Here is a 17,548-nt window from a genome sequence, read left to right as displayed (position 1 = left end):
GTCTTCCCCTGGAGTCCGGGTCGGGTTAAGGTCCCCGCAATCCCCAGAACCTAACAACGTTAGATTTAGTTTCCGGGACGCGTCGGCCGCCCCGTCGCGCCCCTGCTCCGTGAGAGGTACGCATGCCAGACCTTCCCTCCCCCGTCCAGGACGCGGACGCGGCCCGGATGACCGATCTGGGCTACACCCAGGAGCTGAACCGCAGCCTCGGTGTCCTCGGCAACATCGCCATGGGCTTCGCCGTCGTGTCGCCCGTCGTGGCCCTGTACGCCGTCTCCATGGTCGGCACGATGATCGCCGGGCCCGCCTGGGTCTGGGCGCTGCCGATCGTGCTGCTCGGCCAGTGCCTCGTCGTGAACGTCTACTCCGAGCTGGCCTCCCAGTGGCCGCTCGCGGGCGGTCCCTACCAGTGGGGGCGCCGCCTGCTCGGCCCGTCCTTCGGCTGGATGAGCGGCTGGGTGTGGCAGTTCGCCGTCATGTTCGGCAACACCACCGTCGCCTACCTGGCGGCCCCCTGGGTCTTCGCCCTCGTCGGCGCCACCCCCACGCCGGGCTCCATGGTCGCCGTGGCCGCCGGGATCCTGCTGGCCTGCATGCTGGTCAACGCGTACGGGATCAGGATCCTGAGCTGGTTCATCTCGCTGGGCATCGCCGCCGAGGCCGTCGCGTCCGTACTGGTCGGCTTCGCACTGCTGCTGTTCTTCCGCGAGCACGGCTTCGTCCTGCTCACCGAGACCCTCGGCGCCGAGGAGCTGTCCGGCGGGTCGACCGTGGTGGCGTTCCTGGCCGTGCTGGCCGTCGCGGGCTGGGGATTCATCGGGTTCGACGCCTGCGTCTCCACCGCCGAGGAGACGAAGGACGCCGGCCGGCAGGTGCCGCGCGCCATGTGGTGGGCGCTGCTGAGCGTCGGCCTCGTCGTCATCCTCAACGCGATGGCCGTCGCCCTCGCCCACCCCTCGCCGCAGGCCGTCGTCGCCGGTGAGGACCTCGACCCGGTGACCACCGCCGTCACCACCGCCTTCGGCTCCTGGTCGGACAAGCCGTTCGTCGCCGTGGTCCTCGTCGGCTTCCTCGCCTGCGCCATGGCCTCCCAGGGCGGCGCCGCCCGCGGCGTGTACTCGCTGGCGCGCGACGGCGGCTTCCCCTTCTCCCGCCAGGTGCGCAAGGTCAACCGCCGCCAGGCCCCCATCGGCGGGCTGGTCACCTCCACCCTCGTCAGCTGTACGGGGCTGCTGCTCGGCCTGAACGCCACGGCCATCGGCAGCCTGATCGCCTTCGGCACCGCGGCCACCTTCCTGCCCTTCTTCCTGGTGAGCCTGGCCGCCCTGATCGCCCGGCTGCGCGGTACCTGGGTCCCCTCCGGGCACATCCGGCTCGGGCGCAAGGGCACCTTCCTGAACGTGCTGGCCGTGCTCTGGACCGCCTTCGAGGTCGTCAACGTCTGCTGGCCGCGCGCCATCCTCGCGCCGCCCGGAGCCCCCTGGTACCAGATCTGGGCGGGCCTGCTCGGCACCGGCGCGGTGATCACCGTCGGCCTGGTCTACCTCGTGGTCAAGAAGCCCCAGCGCGCACTGCTCGCCGCGCAGGAGCAGCACGGGACGCGCGGGGCGGGTACCGCGGAGGGCGACGAATGCGAGGGCGTCCTCACCACCGAACGTCTCTGAATCGGGAGCCCCATGTTCCGGAATCCGCACCACACCGAAGGAGTACTGTCATGGACCTGCCACTCACGCGCACCCCGCGCACCCCGCGCATGACGCGCCGAGGCTTCGGCGCCGCAGCCCTCGCGGCCGCCGCCGTCCCCCTGCTCGGCCCCGCCGCCTCCGCCTCGGCGAGCACGGACCCCTTCCACGCACCCGCCGAATGGGAGCCCCACGCCGGCTGCGTGATGGCCTGGCCCGGGGACCGGCAGGTCGGGTGGGGCGGCCTGCTCGCCGACGTACAGGCCGAGATCGCCGGGATCGCCCGGGCCGTCGCCCGGTTCGAGCCGGTGATCATGGTGGCCGAACCGGGTACGGCGGCGCAGGCCCGCCGGCAGTGCGGCAGCTCGGTCACCGTCATCGAGTACCCGATCAACGACTGCTGGACCCGCGACACCGGGCCGATCTTCGCGGTCAACGCCGCCAGGAGTCAGCGGATCGGCCTCGACTTCACCTTCAACGGCTGGGGCGAGAAGTTCCCGTACGACAAGGACGACCTGCTGCCCGTCGGCGTGTGCGCGCACCTGGGTGACACCCGCGAGCCCGTCGACATGGTCCTGGAGGGCGGCGCCGTCCTCACCGACGGACAAGGCACCCTCATCACCACCGAGGAGTGCCTGCTCCACCCCAACCGCAACCCCGGCATGACCCGTGCGCAGATCGAGACCGAGCTGCTCGCCGCGTACGGGGCGAGCAAGCTGATCTGGCTCCCGTACGGACTCCACGGCGACGACATCACCAACGGACACGTCGACCTCGTCGCCGCCTACCTGGGCCCCGCCAAGCTCCTGCTCCACACCCAGCCCGACCCGGCCAACCCCAACCACGCCAGGATGGCCGCCAACAAGGCGGTGCTCGACTCGGCGACCGACGCCTGCGGGCGCCCCTTCGAGGTGGTGGAGCTGCACCACCAGCCGCACTTCCGCCAGAACGGGCTGATGGTGGAGACCTTCAGCTATACGAACTACTACCTGACCAGCGGCAGCGTCGTCGTACCCACCGCCGGGGAACCGGCCGACGCCCTCGCCCTCGCACAGTTCGCCGCCCTCTTCCCCGGGCGCGAGGTGGTCGGCGCCAGGGCGCGCGTCCTCGCCTGGGGCGGTGGCGGCGTCCACTGCGTCACCCAGCACGTCCCGGCGATCGCCGGCTGAGAACGCGCCGGCCGGGAACGCGCCGGCCGGTGTCCGCGGCGACGGGGGATCGCGGCGGCCACCGGCCGGTGTGCACGGGGGGAGTGAGCTACATGGGGTCCATGCCCCGGTCGTCCATCCGGCCCTCCTGCTCGCTCTGCTCCTGGAGACGGCGGGCCTTCTCCTTCAGCCGGCTGCGCTCTTCCGGGTCGGTCGCGCGCTCGGCCGCCTCGTTCAGCTCCTGCGCCTTCATGCGCATCTGCTGGGACCGGCCTCGGGACTCGCCTGAAACGCTCATCGATCGCTCCTCGGATCAGTGGGGGAGAGCGGGCGGATTCAGCGAACCAGTACCGCCGCGCGCCCGCATCTCGAAGCGTCACCGAGCGTGACCATGGCGGGGCCGGACCGTCCACGAGGCAAGCACGGCCTCAGCCCGAGTCCGCTCCCAGGGCGGTGGTGAGGGTGAACAGTGCTCCGTCCGGGTCGCGGAGGGTCACCCACCTCTCCTCGGCGTTCGAGGTGATGTCCGAGACGGGGCGCCCGCCGAGCGCGACGGCCGCCTCGATCGCCGGCCGCAGCTTCGGCACCCGGAAGTGGACGTGCCAGCGCGGCCGGGTGTGGGAGGAGTAGGAGGCCAGCTCGACCGGGCCGCTGTTCAGCCGGGCCACCGGCTGGCCCTCCTGCCGCAGCACCACCTGGTCCTCCTCGTAACTGACCTCGCAGCAGCCGGGGCGCTCGGTGGCCCACTCCAGCACCGCGCCGTAGAACATCGCCGCGTCCAGCGCGTTCCTGGTACGCAGTTCCAGCCAGGCCGGCGCCGGGCCCTTGCCCACCCGCCAGTCCGCCGCCACGTCGCCCTCCCAGATCCCGAACACCGCGCCGTCGGGGTCGGCCACCAGCGCCCCGCGGCCGCCCGACTCGAAGGAGACCGGGCCGACCGCGATCGTGCCGGTGCGCTCCCGGATGCGGTCCACGGCCACGTCGGCGTCGTCGACGGCGAAGTACGGGGTCCAGGCCACCGCGACCGCCAGGTCCCCGGCCAGCGCGCCGATGCCGGCCACCGGGACACCGTCGAGCAGCGCCACCGAGAAGGCATCGCCGAGGCGGGCCGGCCGGAACCGCCAGCCGGCGACGGCACCGTAGAAGCGCTGCGCCGTGTCGAGGTCGCGGGCCATCAGGCTCACCCAGCACGGGGCCCCGAAGACCTCCCGCGTCGAAATCTCCACCGTTCGCTCCGTCCCTCGTGAGCCCCCGGTCCCATTCTGGTCCTTTTGGTGACGACCTTCGCGGTCTACGGGTGATTTCGTATACGAGAAGTGGCCGAGAATCACGCTCCGTGGTGATCCCGCTCTGCCGCGGGCGGCGCTAGCCTCGGTCCCGGACGCTCGCCCGCACCCTCGGAAGGCAGGTTTCCCATGGCTCCGCAGGTTCCCTCCACGCCCGTCGTGCCCGTGATCGATCTCGGGCCGTGGCGGTCCGGCGACCCGAGCGCCCGGGCCCGTACCGCCGCCCGCGTCGACGAGGCCCTGCGCGCGGCCGGATTCCTGCTGGTCACCGGGCACGGGGTGGACCCCGGGCTGCCCGCGCGGATCCGGGAGGCGGCGGGCGAGTTCTTCCGGCTCCCGGCCGCGGCGAAGCAGCCGTACGCCGTCACGGTCGGCGGCCGCGGCTGGCTCGGACCCGGCGCCGAGGCCAACAGCTACGCCGAGGGCGAGCCCTCGCCGCCCGACCTCAAGGAGTCCTGGTCCTTCGCGGCCGACGAGCCCACCGGGGTCCCCTCCGTGGACGCCGAGTGGTTCCGGCCCAACACCTGGCCGGCCGAGGTGCCCGCGCTGCGGCCGCTGGTGGACGAGTACCTGGGCCTGATGCGGGCCCTCTCCGACGAACTGCTGGAACTCCTCGCGGGGGCCCTCGGCCTCGACGAGGACCACTTCACCCGCCACACCTCACACCCCACCTGGGGGTTCAACCTCAACTGGTACCCCGGCACCGACACCGTCGGCCCGCCGCTCCCCGGGCAGTTCCGCATCGGCGCCCACACCGACTTCGGCACGGTGACCGTCCTGGACCGGCAACTCGGCTCGGGCGGCCTCCAGATCCACACCGATGCCGACGGCTGGCAGGACGCCCCCTACGACCCGGCGGCGCTCACCGTGAACATCGGCGACCTCATGGCCCGTTGGACGGGCGACCGCTGGCGTGCGGGCCGTCACCGCGTCCTGCCGCCGCCCGCCGACAGCCCGTCCGAGGAGCTGATCTCCCTGGTCTACTTCTACGAATGCGATCCGCACATCCGCGTGGAATCCCTCCCCGCCCCCATCGGCCGCGTGCTGCACGACCCCGTCGACTCGCACGCGTACCTGCGGGGCCGGCTGGACGCCATCAGCGTGCCTACGACCTCGGAGTGACCGGGAGCCCTCCTCCGGTGGGATCCCCCTCTCCTCCTCGGAGTTGATGATCAGGCGCGTGCGGATCCGTAGGTTCGGGTCATGAGCCGAAACCGAACAGCCGCAGCCGTCGCGTTACTCGCCCTGCTCCTTCCGGTCCCGCTGGCCGCCGCGGGCACGGCGGCGGCAGCCGAGTCGACGGCCACCGCGACCAAGAGCCGGGGCGCGGCGGTGGAACTCCCGCGCCCCACCGGCCGCTTCTCCGTCGGGCTGGACACGCTCCACCTCGTGGACCACAGCCGTACCGACCCCTGGGCAGGATCAGGGCCGCGCGAGCTCATGGTGACCATGCGCTATCCGGCGCGGCGCGATACCGGCGGCACGGCGCGCTACCTCACCAGCGAGGAGGCCCGGCTGCTCCTGGTCGACCGGAAGCTGGACAAGGTGATCCCGGTCGAGACCCTGACCGGCACGGTGACCCGGTCCCGGACCAACGCCCGCCCCGTCGCCGGACAGTACCCACTGATCGTCCTCTCCCCGGGGTTCACCGTCCACCGCGCCACCCTCACCTCGCTCGCCGAGGACCTGGCCTCCCGCGGCTACGTGGTCGCCGCGGTGGACCACGCGTACGAGAGCGTGGGGACCGCCTTCCCCGGCGGCCGCGTGCTGGAGTGCCTGGCCCTGGAGAAGGTCAAAGCGGGGGCCGGCATGCAGGCGGTCAGCGACACCCGCGCCCGCGACGTGTCCTTCCTGCTGGACCGCCTCACCGGACACCACCCCGCCTGGCACCACGCCGGACTCATCGACGGGACCCGCATCGCGATGGCGGGCCACTCCATAGGCGGCGCCTCGGCGGTCGCCGCGATGGCGACCGACCCGAGGATCCGCGCCGGGGTGAACATGGACGGCGGCCTCGCCACGCCGGTCCCCGCGGCCGGGCTCGGCGGCCGTCCCTTCATGCTGATCGGCGCACAGGAACGCGGCCCCGGCGGCAGCCAGAGCTGGGACCGCGACTGGCCCCTGCTCGACGGCTGGAAGCGCTGGATCACCTTCGCCGGATCCGGCCACTTCACCTTCTCCGACTTCCCGGCGATCGGCGAACAGCTGGGCCTGCCGCTCGACCCCAAGGCCCCGCTGCCCGGCGCCCGATCCGTCGAGCTGACCCGGCGCTACGTCGGTGCCTTCTTCGACCAGCACCTGCGCGGCACACCGCAGCCCGTCCTCGACGGTCCGTCCGCCGACGCGCCGGAAGTCCGCTTCCACACCCCCTGAGCGGGCCGAGCGGGTCAGACCACCGTCACCGGGTGGCGCACCACCGCGTCGAACAGGTAGCCCTGCGCGTTGTGGACCGAGGTCTCGGGCTGCGTCCGCCCGGTGGCGTCGGTGGCGCGGGCCAGCAGCGCCGTCGCACCCGCCGCACGCGGGGTCCACGGCAGCGACCAGCGCACCCAGCCGCCCCGGCGCGGGGCGTCGTGCAGCCGGACGCGCTGCCAGTGGCCGCCGCCGTCGGTGCTCACCTCCACCCGGGTGACCGGGGCCCCGCCGGACCAGGAACGCCCGGTCAGCAGCCGGGTCCGGTGCACGGGCACGGTGGCGCCCAGCTCCAGCTCGAAGGCGCTCTTGAGGGTCTGCCGGGTCAGCGGGGCGCTGCCCTGCGCCGGGTGCTCCGGCCCGAAGAGCCGGTACGTGTCCGTGTTCCACGGCGAGTAGAGGGGCTCGGCGCTCACCTCGATGTCCCCGACCCACTTGATCGAGGAGATCCCGACCCACTCCGGTACGACGAGACGCACCGGGCCCCCGTGGTCGGCCGGCAGCGGCCGCCCGTTCATCTCGTACGCCAGCAGGACGTCGTCCAGCGCCTTCCCGACCGGCAGCGGTCGCCGCACCCGGCCCAGGTTCACCCCGTTCGCCACCACCTCGTCGTCCAGCCCGCGCGGCAGGACGTCGACGGCGCCGGGGGTCACGCCCGCCAGCCGCAGTACGTCGGACAGCCGCGCTCCGCGCCAGCGCGCGACACCGATCGCGCCCAGGGTCCAGGCGGTGCCGGTGACCGCCTGGCCCTGCTGGGTGGCGTAGAAACTGCGGCCGTTGCCCGCGCACTCGATGAACAGCGTCCGCTCGACCGCCGGCAGGGCGCGCAGCCGCTCGTACGAGAAGTCGACCGGGTCGCCCGCGAGGCCGTCGCCCCACACCTTCAGCCGCCACGCGGCGGCATCGATGCGCGGGGTGGAGGTGTGGTTGCGCACGAAGAACCGGTCGACCGGGGTGAGCGGGCCGGTGCCGCGCAGCGCCGCGAACTTCGTCTCCGCGTTGGTGCCGCGGAGGGTGAACAGCTCGGGCGGCAGCGGCTTGAGGATTCCGGGCGAGGCCGTGGTGGTGGCCGAGGCGCCGGTCGTGGCCGAGGCCGTTCCCGCCGCGCCCAGCCCCACGGATCCGGCCGCCGCGCCCGCCGCGAGCAGTTTGAGCAGGTCGCGGCGGTCCACTCCCGCGGAGCGGGCGCGGCCGCCCGCCCACTGCCGCAGGCGCGTGCGGTCGTACTGGCTCTCGTCCGACAGGTCGAGGGGCATGCTCGGACACTCCTTGATCGCGATTTCCGACGGACCGTAGCGGCCCGGGGCGGGCCGACGGAACCTTCCCGCCGGTCCCGCCACGAACCCGCAACACCGCCGCAACGGCCGATTACCGCCGAACGGACGAATTTCGGCAGGATGGGGTCCATGACCGAGATCCGTACCCCCCGACTCCTCCTGCGCCGATGGACCGACGACGACCTCGTCCCCCTGTCGGAGATCAACGCCGACGCGGAGGTGATGCGCTGGATCGGCGACGGCTCCACCCTCGACCTGGACGGGACCGCCGAACAGATCGAGCGGATGGAGGAGGAGTGGGACGACGAGGGCTTCGGTCTCTTCGCCGTCGAGCTCCTCGCCTCGGGCGAGCTGATCGGGGTCGTCGGGCTCTCGGTGCCCGAAGGTCCGCCGGAGGTCGTTTCGGACATCGCGATCAGCTGGCGCCTCGGCCGCCAGTACTGGGGCCAGGGCTACGCTTCCGAGGCCGCCCAGGCCACTTTGGAATTCGCCCTGCAGGACCGCGGCCTCGACCGGGTGGTCGCCGTGAACCGGGCCGGCAACGACGACTCCGAGGGCGTCATCCGCAAACTCGGCATGGTGCACGAACGCGACACCACCGACCCCGAGCACAAGTACCTCCTGCAGATCCACGGCATCGACCTCACCGAGTACGAGGCCTGATCCGGCGCACCACGCGCCGCTCCAGCCGGACCGCCCGTGGCTCCGGCCGCATCGGCCGATCGGATGACCCGGGGTCGTCCGGACCGCTCGCGGGCTCCGGCCTCCGGGCGGACCGGGCTCCGGCTGTGCGCGCGTGTACCCGCTGGACGGCCCGCACGAGGGCGTGACGACCTCCCGTGACGGCCGCACCGCGTACGTCACTGGCGGCTACACCCGCCACGGCTATCCGGGCTTCAGCCGCTGGTGAGTACTCTGGCCCGCCGGCTGATGCGGGCGGTTGTGCTGTTCGCTGGATGGGCCAACGACGGGAAGGGGTGGTGTCCCTCTCGCGCTCGAAGTCTGTGCCCGCTGGCGCGTGATCTCCTCCATCCGCTTGAGGCGCGCATCGTCGAACACTTTGCGCCGGTACTCCGCCACGAAACCAAGAGTGAGTGGATCAGAGAAGGGCACATACTTGTCTTTTTCGGATCTGGGTCATGTCGGCGCTGAGGCGTCGGCACGATGAGGGCGTGAAGGCGGACGCGGGGCGCAGATATCGGGCGTACCCCACCGTGGTCCAGGATCAGGTCCTGGCCGGGTGGGGGCATACGGCGCGCGCTCTGTGGAATGTGGCCCTGGAGCAGCGCATGTACCTGTGGGAGCAGCGCCGGTACACCCTGCGGTCGGTCGAGCAGTGCAAGTACCTGACGACGGCTCGTGCCGATCTGGACTGGATCGGTGATCTGCCCGCGCAGGCTGGGCAGCAGATCCTGCGTCAGCTGGACCGGGCGTACGACAATTTCTGGAACCCGGGGCATGCGGCCGGGTTTCCGGCGCGGAAGAAGCGCGGGCACCGTGTGACGGTTCCGTTTCCCGGGCAGGCGGTCGAGGTCCGCAAGCTGAACCGCAAGTGGGCCGAGGTACGTCTGCCGAAAATCGGCTGGCTGCGGTTCAGGCTCTCCCGCGCACTGGGTGGGGCGATCCGCAACGCCACGATTTCCCGGGACGGCAACGGCTGGCACATCTCCTTCGGCGTCCACACCGGTCGCAGGCCGGACGCGCCGAACGGGAAGCCCGGATGTGGTGTGGACTTCGGTGTCGCCGCCTCGGCCTTCGTGTCCACCGAGACCACACCGCGCTTCATGCCGCCGACGCTCCTCGTCAATGAGAAGAAGCGGCTCAAGGCACTGGAGCAGCGGAAGGCCCGCCAGATCGCCTACGCGAAGAAGCACAACGGAGGAAGGTACGGAAACCGCCTGCGCGCGACGATTGCCCAGATCGCAAAGCTCACCACCCAGCGGGCCAACCGACGCCGGGACTTCACGCACAAGCTCACCACTGACCTCGCCAAAAACCACGGCCTGATCGGTATCGAGGGGCTGCGCGTGAAGAACCTGACCGCATCCGCGAAGGGCACCGCCGAAGCGCCGGGGAGGAACGTCCGGGCGAAGGCCGGGCTGAACCAGTCGATCCTGGACAACACCCCTGGGGAGCGGCGGCGGCAGCTTGAGTACAAGGCCCGCATGTACGGGTCGCAACTCGTCGCCGTTCCGCCGTTCCACACCTCTCAGACCTGCGCCAAGTGTGGCGAGGTCGATCCCGAATCCCGTAAGGGATGCGGTCGGCTGTTCGCCTGCACCCGGTGCGGGCACGAGGACGATGCCGACCACAATGCCTCGGTGGAGATCGAGGCCCGAGCCCGCCGGACGGGTGGCTCGGACATCAACAGCACGCGCAGCATCTCCAGGGTGCGAGTCCCGGCCACCGGCCGGAGGCGGATGCGTGAAGCCCCGAGGCCCGCTCACGCGGGCTGAGGGGAATCGCCCCCGTTCATGGGGGCGAGGATCGTCAATGGAACGGCATCACGACCGCAGACCTGATCACGGGCAACGCCCACCGCCTCCCGGCGGGCACCCGCCCTCTGGGCGTTACCGTGCGCTGCCGCCCTCCGAGCCGAGCCGAGCCCTGCTCAGCCCGGTCCGATGCCCGGGGCCTGGGCGCCGTGGCCCGTGCTGATCGACGCGAGGGCGGCGGAGTGCAGGGCGGCCGGGGCGCCGTGGTGGGGGAGCGGGCTGCCGGTGAGGGTGTACCACTCGTCGGCGTCCTTGTACTGGACGTCGAACCGGACCAGGTCCCCCGGCACCGCCGTGGTGCGCAGGGTGAGCGGTCCGGTGACGACGCCGACCTCGTCGGTCATGGCGCCGCCCGGGCCGGCGGTCACATCGTCCTGCCAGTGGAGCGCGTCCGTCATGAGGCGCAGGTGTCCAGCATCGTGGTGAGCATCTTCTTCTCCGGTTCGGTCACGGTGAGCCCGTACGCGGACTTCACGGTCGTCCAGGCCCGTCCGTACTGGCACCAGCTCGACTTCTCCGGGGGCTGCCACAGGTCCGGGCTCTGGTCGCCCTTGGAGCGGTTCGAGGCGGCGGTCACGGCCAGCAGCTGAGGATTGGTCAGGTCGTTGGCGAAGGCCTTGCGCTTGGCGGCGTCCCAGCCGGCCGCGCCCGAGCGCCACCCCTCGGCGAGCGGGATCATGTGGTCGATGTCCATCTTCGCGGCGTCGGTGACGACCACCCCGTCGTACAGGCTCTTCCAGGTGCCGGAGACCGCCTTGCACTCGGCGTCGCGCGTGACGTCCGCGCCGTCGCGCTCGAGGATGACCTCGCGGGTGTCGCACTTGTTCCCCTGCTGGGTCCAGTGCGTGAACTTGTCCCGGCTGTAGCCGGCCATGGTGCCCGCCGGCGCCACCTTCAGCGCCGCCAACCGGTTCCGGGCCACAGCGGTGCTGACCATTCCGGGGAGCACGTCCCCCGCGGCGGGCTTCGCGTCGGGCGCAGGCGGCGCCCCCGCTCCCGACGGCTTCGCGTCCGGGGCGCCCGGCGGGGCCGTCGGACCGGAACAGCCGGCCACCGCCAGCAGCACCGCGGCCGCGACCACCGCACCACGCACACGTATATGACGTTCCATAACCCCACCCCGAGCCGGCCCCGCTCATCAACTGTCCCCGGAAGACTACCCAGAACCGGACATAAAACCGGCCATGGACCCTCCGTCGGGCGTTGTCAGTGCCTCTCGCTAGTCTCCCGGCATACCGCAGCTCAGGGGGGCTTCGTCCCCCCTGTCAGGGCTGCGCGGATCCGTTCGGTACAGGCGAGCAGGGGGCACGGGCTGATGGCATGGATGGCGGCGGGCGAGGGGTACGAGATCGCCCTCGTGGAAGGGCGGGTGGCGGCGCGCTCCACCACCGGCCGGGCGGCGGGCCGGCAGTTGAAAACCCTGCCCAAGGCGCTCAAGGACCATCCCGAGGTGGACCGGCTGCGCCGGCTGTCCGAATGGCTCGACCGGCACGCCGCGGCCTGCGTCGCCCAGGTCGACACCTGGATGGTGTCCTCGCTCCCGGTACCGACCGCGCTGCTCGCCCGCGTCTGGCCGGACGAGGCCTGGCAGTCCGCGCTGCGCGACCTGGCCGTCGTCGGTGATGACCCGGACGAGGTGGGCTTCCTGCGGGACGCCACCGAATCCGGCGAGCTGAAAGTGGTCAACCTCGACGGCGAGACCGTACGGCTCTCCCCGCGCACGGTGACCCTGCCGCATCCGGTGCTGCTGCCCGACCTGGACGACGTACGGGAGTTCGCCGCCGAACTGGGCATCGTGCAGCGGGTCGAGCAGATCCACCGGGCCACCTGGCGCAAGCCCGCCGAGCTCGCCGCCACCGCCACCGAGGTCCGCGACTACGCGGGAGGGGTCTTCCCCACCCGCTTCAGCCTCGCCGCCCGGGCCACCGGCCTCGGCTACCGGGTCTCCGGCGGCTACGCCACCTGCAAGGTCCGGGACTCCGGTGCCGGGACGGAGGCCGCGGTGTGGATCGGCGAGCCCTACTACGAGGACGAGACCACCACCGGCGCCCTGAGCTGGCACGACGAGGACGGCCGGGCGGTGCGCCTGCCCGAGGTCGGACCGGTGGCCTGGTCCGAGGGAATGCGGATGGCCGCGGCGCTGTACGCCGGGCGCAAGATCGAGGAGGGCGCGGGAGCATGAGCAAGAACACGGACCTGAAGGACGTCAACGGCGGGGACGAGGCCGGTGCGAGCGGCCCCGGCGAGGCCGAACTGCTGCTCAAGGCCGGCGCGGTGCTCCCGCCCGGCACCCCCGGCGCCGGGCCCACCGCCGTCGACCTGACCGCACGCGGCTACCGCCACCCCGCCCTCGGCGAGGACCGCGTGGTCGTCCGGCTCACCCCGGCCGAACTGGGCGCGGCCGAGGACCTGGCCGCCGGGTTCCTGGGACTCGTACCCGAGGAAGGCGAGCCGCCGGTCGTCGGCCTGAGCCGCCGCCAGGCACTGGGCTTCCCCGAATGGGTCCTCGTACACCACCCCGAGGACGGCCACCACGCCCTCGCCGTCGTCCCCGAACTCGACCGCATCGCGCCGCAGGCCAAGACCAAGCCCAAGGCCGCGCTCGACGCCTGCCACGAACTGGCCGGGCGGCTCGCCGCATCCGTCCCGCACTTCCTGCCCGTCTTCTACGAGCAGACCGCACGGATCTTCCTCGCCGTCGAGAACACCACGTACGCCGCCCAGCTGTTCGGCCGCGCCCGCACCGCCGAGGCCCAGCACGGGCTGAGCGTCGACGAGGACCGGCTCGACTCCGTCTTCCTCGAATTCGCCCTGGCCGGCGCCCTGCCGGTCAAGGTCCTCACCGGCTACGGCAAGGACCTCGCCGCCCGCGTCACCCCCGCCGAGGCGTACGACCGCTTCCGCCGGCTGTGCGTACGCCGCACCGCGGGCGGGCTGCCGCCCTCTGCGCAGGCCGCCACCGAACTGCGCCGGCTCGCCCGCGCCGCCGGACTCAAGGGCACCGGCGCCGAGCAGGAGTACCTCGCCGAGCTGCTGCCGCTGCCCGCCACCCTGCGCGCCGCGACCGGCTGGTGGAAGGCCCACCGCGGCGCGCTCGTCGCGCTGGCCCGCAGCGTCCCCGCGGTACGCGGCACGCTGCTCGGGCTGACCCCGCCCGGTGGCGGCGACAGCGTCGAACTCACCGCCCTGTGGCTCGAACTCCTCGAGGAGTCCGGCGCCACCGCGGGCCTCGTCTCCACGGAACTGCCCGCCGACGAGCAGTGCCCCGACGGCGCCGCCGGCTGGCTGGAGCGCTTCCACGCCGCCCGGCACGCCGGCTGGGGCCTCAGCCCCACCCCCCAGGCCCTGCTCGGCCTCGTCTCCCGCTGCGCGGACCGGCTGCGCGCCGAACTCGCCCTCCCCGGCCGCGAGGCAGGGCTGCGCGTGGGCGTCGAGGACGCCGACCTCCTCGACCTGCTCCTCACGCTGGAGGTCCCGGTCGCCGACCCCGACCCCAAGCAGAAGTCGCACCGCCACAACCAGCTCAACCTGCGCGACTGGGCCCGCGCCGACCAGCGCCGCGAGCTGCTCGCGATCGCCGCCGACCCGCGCTTCCACCCGGCCTTCCGTCGCGCCCTGAACGCCCTCGGCGACGCCGGCGCCGACATCATCCAGCGCGTCGCCGGCTCGGCCGGCGGCCGCCCGCTGCTGACCGAGTGGGTGCGCGACGTCGCCCGCGACTCCACCGCGGCCGGCCTGCCCGGGGTCCCCCAGGCCATCGCGCGCCTGTCCTGGCTGCCCGCCGAAGCCCTCGGACTCGCCCCCGGGGAGGTGGCCGCCGCAGCCGCCGCCGACCTCGCCGAGACCCTCGCCCGCACCCTGCGCGGCGGCCTCTTCGAAGAGCTCACCTGGCCCTCCTGGGAGAGCGCGGTCGCCGAACTCGGCCCCGGCCAGGGCCACCACGGCCTGACCCTGGTCGAAGCCTGGCCGTACCTGATCGTCGCCAACCACAGCCAGGTCCGGGTCATCGACGCCGACTCCACCGTCCTCACCCACGACCTGCGCGTCCCGGCCGGAAACTCGTACCGCCACTCCTTCCAGTACGTGGACGGCGAACTCCTCGTCTTCTGGTCCTCCTACAACAACTCCCAGGTGATCCAGGGCTACTGGCACCACTCGCCCGGCACCGTCCTCACCCTCGACGGCGACCGCCGGCACTGGGAGCTGCGGTCCGAGCACATCACCCTGCTGCTGTCCGGCGGCGGCCGCGCCACCGGCGGAGGCGTCCTGCACCGCGGTGACACCGCGCTCCCCGACGAGCTGGAACTGCTGTCCGACGGAGCCTCGTACTGGCTGTGGCAGCGCCGGGACCACGAGAACGACGGGGGCTGGCGCGAGTACGACCCTGCGACCTCCACCCGCGGCCGCTACTCCCGGCCCGCGTTCCTCACCGACGCCACCCGCGGACTCCCGTCGACCGCCGTGCTGTCCGAGCGCGCAAGCTGGCTGCGCCCGGCGCCCGACGTACCGGGATCGGTGCTCGGAACTCCCGCCGACGGGCTCCTCGGCTGGGCCACGGTCCGCCTCCCCGGCCACGGCTGGCACGGCCACGACACCGCCGGCCGCACCGTCACCGTGCCCGAAGGCCACGACATGCCCGTCGCGGCACTCACCTTCCCCGGCGACGAACGGCCGCGCGGCCTGTCCATGCGCTGGCGCGAACTGAGCATCATCGACCCGGACGGCGTGGTCACCGCCCGCTCGCGCGACGACCTCCACCGCAACGGAAACTTCGCCACCGGCAGCGTCGACCTCCCGCCGCTCACCCACTGGTACGCCCTGAGCCCCCGCGACCCCGAGGGTTCCGCCGCCCTGCGCGCAGCCGACCGGGACACCGTCGCCGCCCTGCTGAAGGCGGCAGCCGCGGCCGACCGGGTCACCGACCTGCCCGGCCTGGTGAGCGCGGCGCTGCCGCAGGTCACCGACCCGAAGCTGATCGGCGGCATCGTCGAGGTGCTCCGCTTCACCCTCGCCCAGCAGAAGTCCCTGGACGCCGTCGCTGCCCGGCTCCACCCGGACGCGAACCCCCGGCACGACGTCGAATCCGGCCCCACCGACATCCTGCTCGGCGACGCCCTCAACGGCCTCATCGGAACCGGCTACTACCGCTGGGGCGGCGACTGCGACGCCGCCCACCGCTTCCTGCGGGAACTCGCCGACGCAGGGGCGCACACCGACGCCACCGCGGCACCCGGGCGCCTGCACTGGGACATGCCCGCCCTGCGCCACTCCGCGATCACGTGGACACCCTGGCTCGACCAGCCCGCCGCCCTCGCCTACCGCGCCGCCGGGCTCTGCGTCACCGACGAGCAGCGGGCCGGCCTCCTGACCCTCCTCGACGCGGTGGACGCGCTCGGCCTCGACTCGGCCCAGGGCTCCGCCGACCGGTGGCGCCGGGTCCTGCTCCACCTCGACCAGCGCCACCTGCGGACCCCCGACGGCATCGACCGCGGACTCCATCACCGCAGCCTGCTGCCACTCGGCGGCGGCGCCGTCCTCGCCCTGACCGAGCACGCCGAATCCGTCCCCGACGGCCACGAGTTCGGCGCCCTGCTCCACGACCCCACCGGCGGCTTCACCGTCCCAGGCCCCTACACCGTGCGTGGCGAGGCACCGCTCGGCGACCGGGAGCGCGGAGCCGGGTGGCTGCGCGCCTTCCTCACCGCCGCCGCCGAACACGGCCCGGCGCCCTTCCTCCCGGAAGCCGCCGAGGAGTTCGCCCGCCTCACCGGCGTCTCCGGCACCCTCGCCCGGCTCGTGGTCGCGGGTCTCCCGCGGATGGACGACCGGCAGCACCACTTCCTGCCCGCACCGCTGCGCACCACCCTCGGCGTCAAGTCCGCCGAGGCCGGACACGCCCGCGACGAACTCATCGGACTCGACGCCGAGGTGCGGCGCGCGGTGGTCGGCGCCCTGCTGCCCGCCGACCCGGCACGCCTGTGGAGCGACGGCCCCGACGTGGCCGCCGCCGCGCAGGTCTGGAACCGGCGCGTGGGACGGCGTACGCCCGTACCCGACTGGCTGCTCACCGAGGCCGTTCGGGCCGTCCGCACCGGATGGTCCGTGCACCGCGCCCTGCCCGCCCTGCTCGACCCCGCCGCGGCGCCCGAGCTCTCCGTCGACGTGCCCTGGACAGTGAAGGGCGACCGCGCGGAGCCCCGCGAACCGGCCGCCCGGCCCTTCACTGCGCAGGTACTCACCGGAGCGCTCTCCATGGCGGCCTGGCTGGCTCACCGGCTGCCCGCCGGCGACCCGGTACGAGCGGCGCTGCCGCCCGCGCTGACGGCCGTACGGCAGCGGCTGGCCGCACCCGAACTGCTCCTTCTCATCGGGTACTTCACCGACCTCGCCGAATTCCGGAAGGCGGCCGGCACCCCGACCGAAACCGCGGAGGCGGCGGGGGCGACGGCGGGCGGGCACGGCTCGGACGGCTACGAGCGCTACGGTGCGGTCATCCTGCCCACGCACGACGGCCGGCCCATGCCCGTGCTGCGCCCGACACTGCTGGACTCCACCGGCCGTGACCCGTACCTGCCGCTGCTGCGCGGCGCCGACCAGACGCCCAACGGCATCGAGACGGCCCTGCGGCTCGCCCACGACCCGGCCTTCGCCGCGCTGCTCGCCGACCCGGGCGCCCCGGCCGCGGGCACGGCGGCCGCCGACGGCACCTGGTGGCCGCAGGACCCGAGCCGATCCGTTCCCGAGCTGGTCGCCGAGGCCGCCGGAGCACACGGCCTCGGCGCCGACGCGGCCGCCCTGTACCTGATGCTGCTCGCCATGCCCGACCCCACCGACCGCAACACCGCCCGCTGGACCGGCTGGAAGCCCGCCCGCCTCAAGGCGGCCCGCGCCGAACTCGCCGCCACCGACCTGGTGGTCCCGGCCTCCCGGAGCCGGGCGGGGCGCTCGCTGTTCCTGCCGGGCGGATGGTCGGAGATGTCCTCCCCGACCCTGCCCGTGGAGCAGTGGAAGCTCTCCATGTACGGCCCCCGGGCGGGGGGCTCGCTGGTGCCCGTCGAACCGGTGGCGGACCTCTACCGCAGGGCCTGGCAGCGGGTCCGCGAGGGCGACGGGCCGCGCTTCGAGGAACTCAAGGTCAAGCGCACCCGCGCACGGCGCCGCTGACGCCGCCGAACCCCGTACCGCCTCGTCCCGGTGCGGCGCGCCCCTGGCCGGGCGCGCCGCACCGGGTGCGCCCCACGTGGCGCG

Annotated in this window: 13 protein-coding genes; 8 read left to right on the top strand and 5 right to left on the bottom strand. The window is 73.2% G+C overall.

All coding sequences use genetic code 11. From position 1 onward, the window contains the following. Positions 1 to 122: 122 nt before the first annotated feature. On the top strand, positions 123 to 1,664 hold the full coding sequence (locus OG625_RS02015; protein ID WP_329376311.1) for an APC family permease: 1,542 nt from the start codon (positions 123 to 125) through the stop codon (positions 1,662 to 1,664). A 50-nt stretch (positions 1,665 to 1,714) separates the two neighbouring features. After that, positions 1,715 to 2,851 carry an agmatine deiminase family protein gene (locus tag OG625_RS02010; RefSeq protein WP_329376309.1) on the top strand — a complete coding sequence of 379 codons (1,137 nt, stop codon included), beginning with the start codon at positions 1,715 to 1,717 and terminating at the stop codon, positions 2,849 to 2,851. An 88-nt stretch (positions 2,852 to 2,939) separates the two neighbouring features. Here OG625_RS02010 and OG625_RS02005 read toward each other — a convergent pair whose 3' ends face one another. Next, positions 2,940 to 3,128, bottom strand: a complete 189-nt coding sequence (locus OG625_RS02005; protein WP_329376307.1) for a DUF6381 family protein — start codon at positions 3,126 to 3,128, stop codon at positions 2,940 to 2,942. 130 nt (positions 3,129 to 3,258) lie between these two features. Beyond that, positions 3,259 to 4,005, bottom strand: a complete 747-nt coding sequence (locus OG625_RS02000) for a VOC family protein (protein ID WP_329390386.1) — start codon at positions 4,003 to 4,005, stop codon at positions 3,259 to 3,261. 240 nt (positions 4,006 to 4,245) lie between these two features. Here OG625_RS02000 and OG625_RS01995 point away from each other — a divergent pair, with 240 nt between their 5' ends. Beyond that, positions 4,246 to 5,238, top strand: a complete 993-nt coding sequence (locus OG625_RS01995) for an isopenicillin N synthase family dioxygenase (protein WP_329376305.1) — start codon at positions 4,246 to 4,248, stop codon at positions 5,236 to 5,238. 81 nt (positions 5,239 to 5,319) lie between these two features. Continuing rightward, positions 5,320 to 6,489 carry an alpha/beta hydrolase family protein gene (locus tag OG625_RS01990; RefSeq protein WP_329376303.1) on the top strand — a complete coding sequence of 390 codons (1,170 nt, stop codon included), beginning with the start codon at positions 5,320 to 5,322 and terminating at the stop codon, positions 6,487 to 6,489. Between the two features lie 14 nt (positions 6,490 to 6,503). Here the strand turns inward: OG625_RS01990 and OG625_RS01985 are convergent, their stop codons facing one another. Beyond that, positions 6,504 to 7,784, bottom strand: a complete 1,281-nt coding sequence (locus tag OG625_RS01985) for a sulfite oxidase (RefSeq protein ID WP_329376301.1) — start codon at positions 7,782 to 7,784, stop codon at positions 6,504 to 6,506. Between the two features lie 150 nt (positions 7,785 to 7,934). Here OG625_RS01985 and OG625_RS01980 point away from each other — a divergent pair, with 150 nt between their 5' ends. After that, the gene (locus OG625_RS01980) at positions 7,935 to 8,468 is read left to right on the top strand and encodes a GNAT family N-acetyltransferase (RefSeq protein ID WP_329376299.1); all 534 of its coding nucleotides are present in this window, start codon (positions 7,935 to 7,937) and stop codon (positions 8,466 to 8,468) included. 509 nt (positions 8,469 to 8,977) lie between these two features. After that, positions 8,978 to 10,261 carry an RNA-guided endonuclease InsQ/TnpB family protein gene (locus OG625_RS01975; RefSeq protein WP_329376297.1) on the top strand — a complete coding sequence of 428 codons (1,284 nt, stop codon included), beginning with the start codon at positions 8,978 to 8,980 and terminating at the stop codon, positions 10,259 to 10,261. Between the two features lie 155 nt (positions 10,262 to 10,416). Here the strand turns inward: OG625_RS01975 and OG625_RS01970 are convergent, their stop codons facing one another. Beyond that, a complete protein-coding gene (locus OG625_RS01970; RefSeq protein WP_329376295.1) occupies positions 10,417 to 10,698 on the bottom strand; it encodes a hypothetical protein in 282 nt (93 codons plus the stop codon). Continuing rightward, entirely contained in the window at positions 10,695 to 11,411 is a 717-nt protein-coding gene (locus OG625_RS01965; RefSeq protein WP_443067660.1) for an HNH endonuclease family protein, read from the bottom strand. The genes OG625_RS01970 and OG625_RS01965 overlap by 4 nt, the downstream gene beginning before the upstream one ends. Positions 11,412 to 11,615: 204 nt before the next feature. Between OG625_RS01965 and OG625_RS01960 the strand changes: the two genes are divergently transcribed. Both OG625_RS01960 and OG625_RS01955 read left to right on the top strand, forming a co-directional pair. Then, positions 11,616 to 12,482: a DUF4132 domain-containing protein gene (locus OG625_RS01960; RefSeq protein WP_329376292.1), complete on the top strand. Its 867-nt coding sequence runs from the start codon at positions 11,616 to 11,618 to the stop codon at positions 12,480 to 12,482. After that, a complete protein-coding gene (locus tag OG625_RS01955; protein WP_329376290.1) occupies positions 12,479 to 17,464 on the top strand; it encodes a DNA-binding protein in 4,986 nt (1,661 codons plus the stop codon). Before OG625_RS01960 ends, OG625_RS01955 begins: the two co-directional genes overlap by 4 nt. Positions 17,465 to 17,548 lie beyond the last annotated feature (84 nt).

It is taken from the genome of Streptomyces sp. NBC_01351 (genome assembly GCF_036237315.1).
Taxonomy (GTDB): Bacteria; Actinomycetota; Actinomycetes; order Streptomycetales; family Streptomycetaceae; genus Streptomyces.
Note: the sequence above shows the minus strand (reverse complement) of the source record. Positions and strands in the feature narration are given on the sequence as shown.

Bases quoted from the DNA above. Each gene is read 5' to 3' on its own strand.
- OG625_RS02005 (WP_329376307.1), bottom strand. From the start codon at position 3,128: ATGAGCGTTTCAGGCGAGTCCCGAGGCCGGTCCCAGCAGATGCGCATG.
- OG625_RS01990 (WP_329376303.1), top strand. From the start codon at position 5,320: ATGAGCCGAAACCGAACAGCCGCAGCCGTCGCGTTACTCGCCCTGCTC.
- OG625_RS01980 (WP_329376299.1), top strand. From the start codon at position 7,935: ATGACCGAGATCCGTACCCCCCGACTCCTCCTGCGCCGATGGACCGAC.
- OG625_RS01960 (WP_329376292.1), top strand. From the start codon at position 11,616: ATGGCATGGATGGCGGCGGGCGAGGGGTACGAGATCGCCCTCGTGGAA.
- OG625_RS02010 (WP_329376309.1), top strand. From the start codon at position 1,715: ATGGACCTGCCACTCACGCGCACCCCGCGCACCCCGCGCATGACGCGC.
- OG625_RS01965 (WP_443067660.1), bottom strand. From the start codon at position 11,411: ATGGAACGTCATATACGTGTGCGTGGTGCGGTGGTCGCGGCCGCGGTG.
- OG625_RS02015 (WP_329376311.1), top strand. From the start codon at position 123: ATGCCAGACCTTCCCTCCCCCGTCCAGGACGCGGACGCGGCCCGGATG.
- OG625_RS02000 (WP_329390386.1), bottom strand. From the start codon at position 4,005: ATGGCCCGCGACCTCGACACGGCGCAGCGCTTCTACGGTGCCGTCGCC.
- OG625_RS01970 (WP_329376295.1), bottom strand. From the start codon at position 10,698: ATGACGGACGCGCTCCACTGGCAGGACGATGTGACCGCCGGCCCGGGC.
- OG625_RS01985 (WP_329376301.1), bottom strand. From the start codon at position 7,784: ATGCCCCTCGACCTGTCGGACGAGAGCCAGTACGACCGCACGCGCCTG.
- OG625_RS01995 (WP_329376305.1), top strand. From the start codon at position 4,246: ATGGCTCCGCAGGTTCCCTCCACGCCCGTCGTGCCCGTGATCGATCTC.
- OG625_RS01955 (WP_329376290.1), top strand. From the start codon at position 12,479: ATGAGCAAGAACACGGACCTGAAGGACGTCAACGGCGGGGACGAGGCC.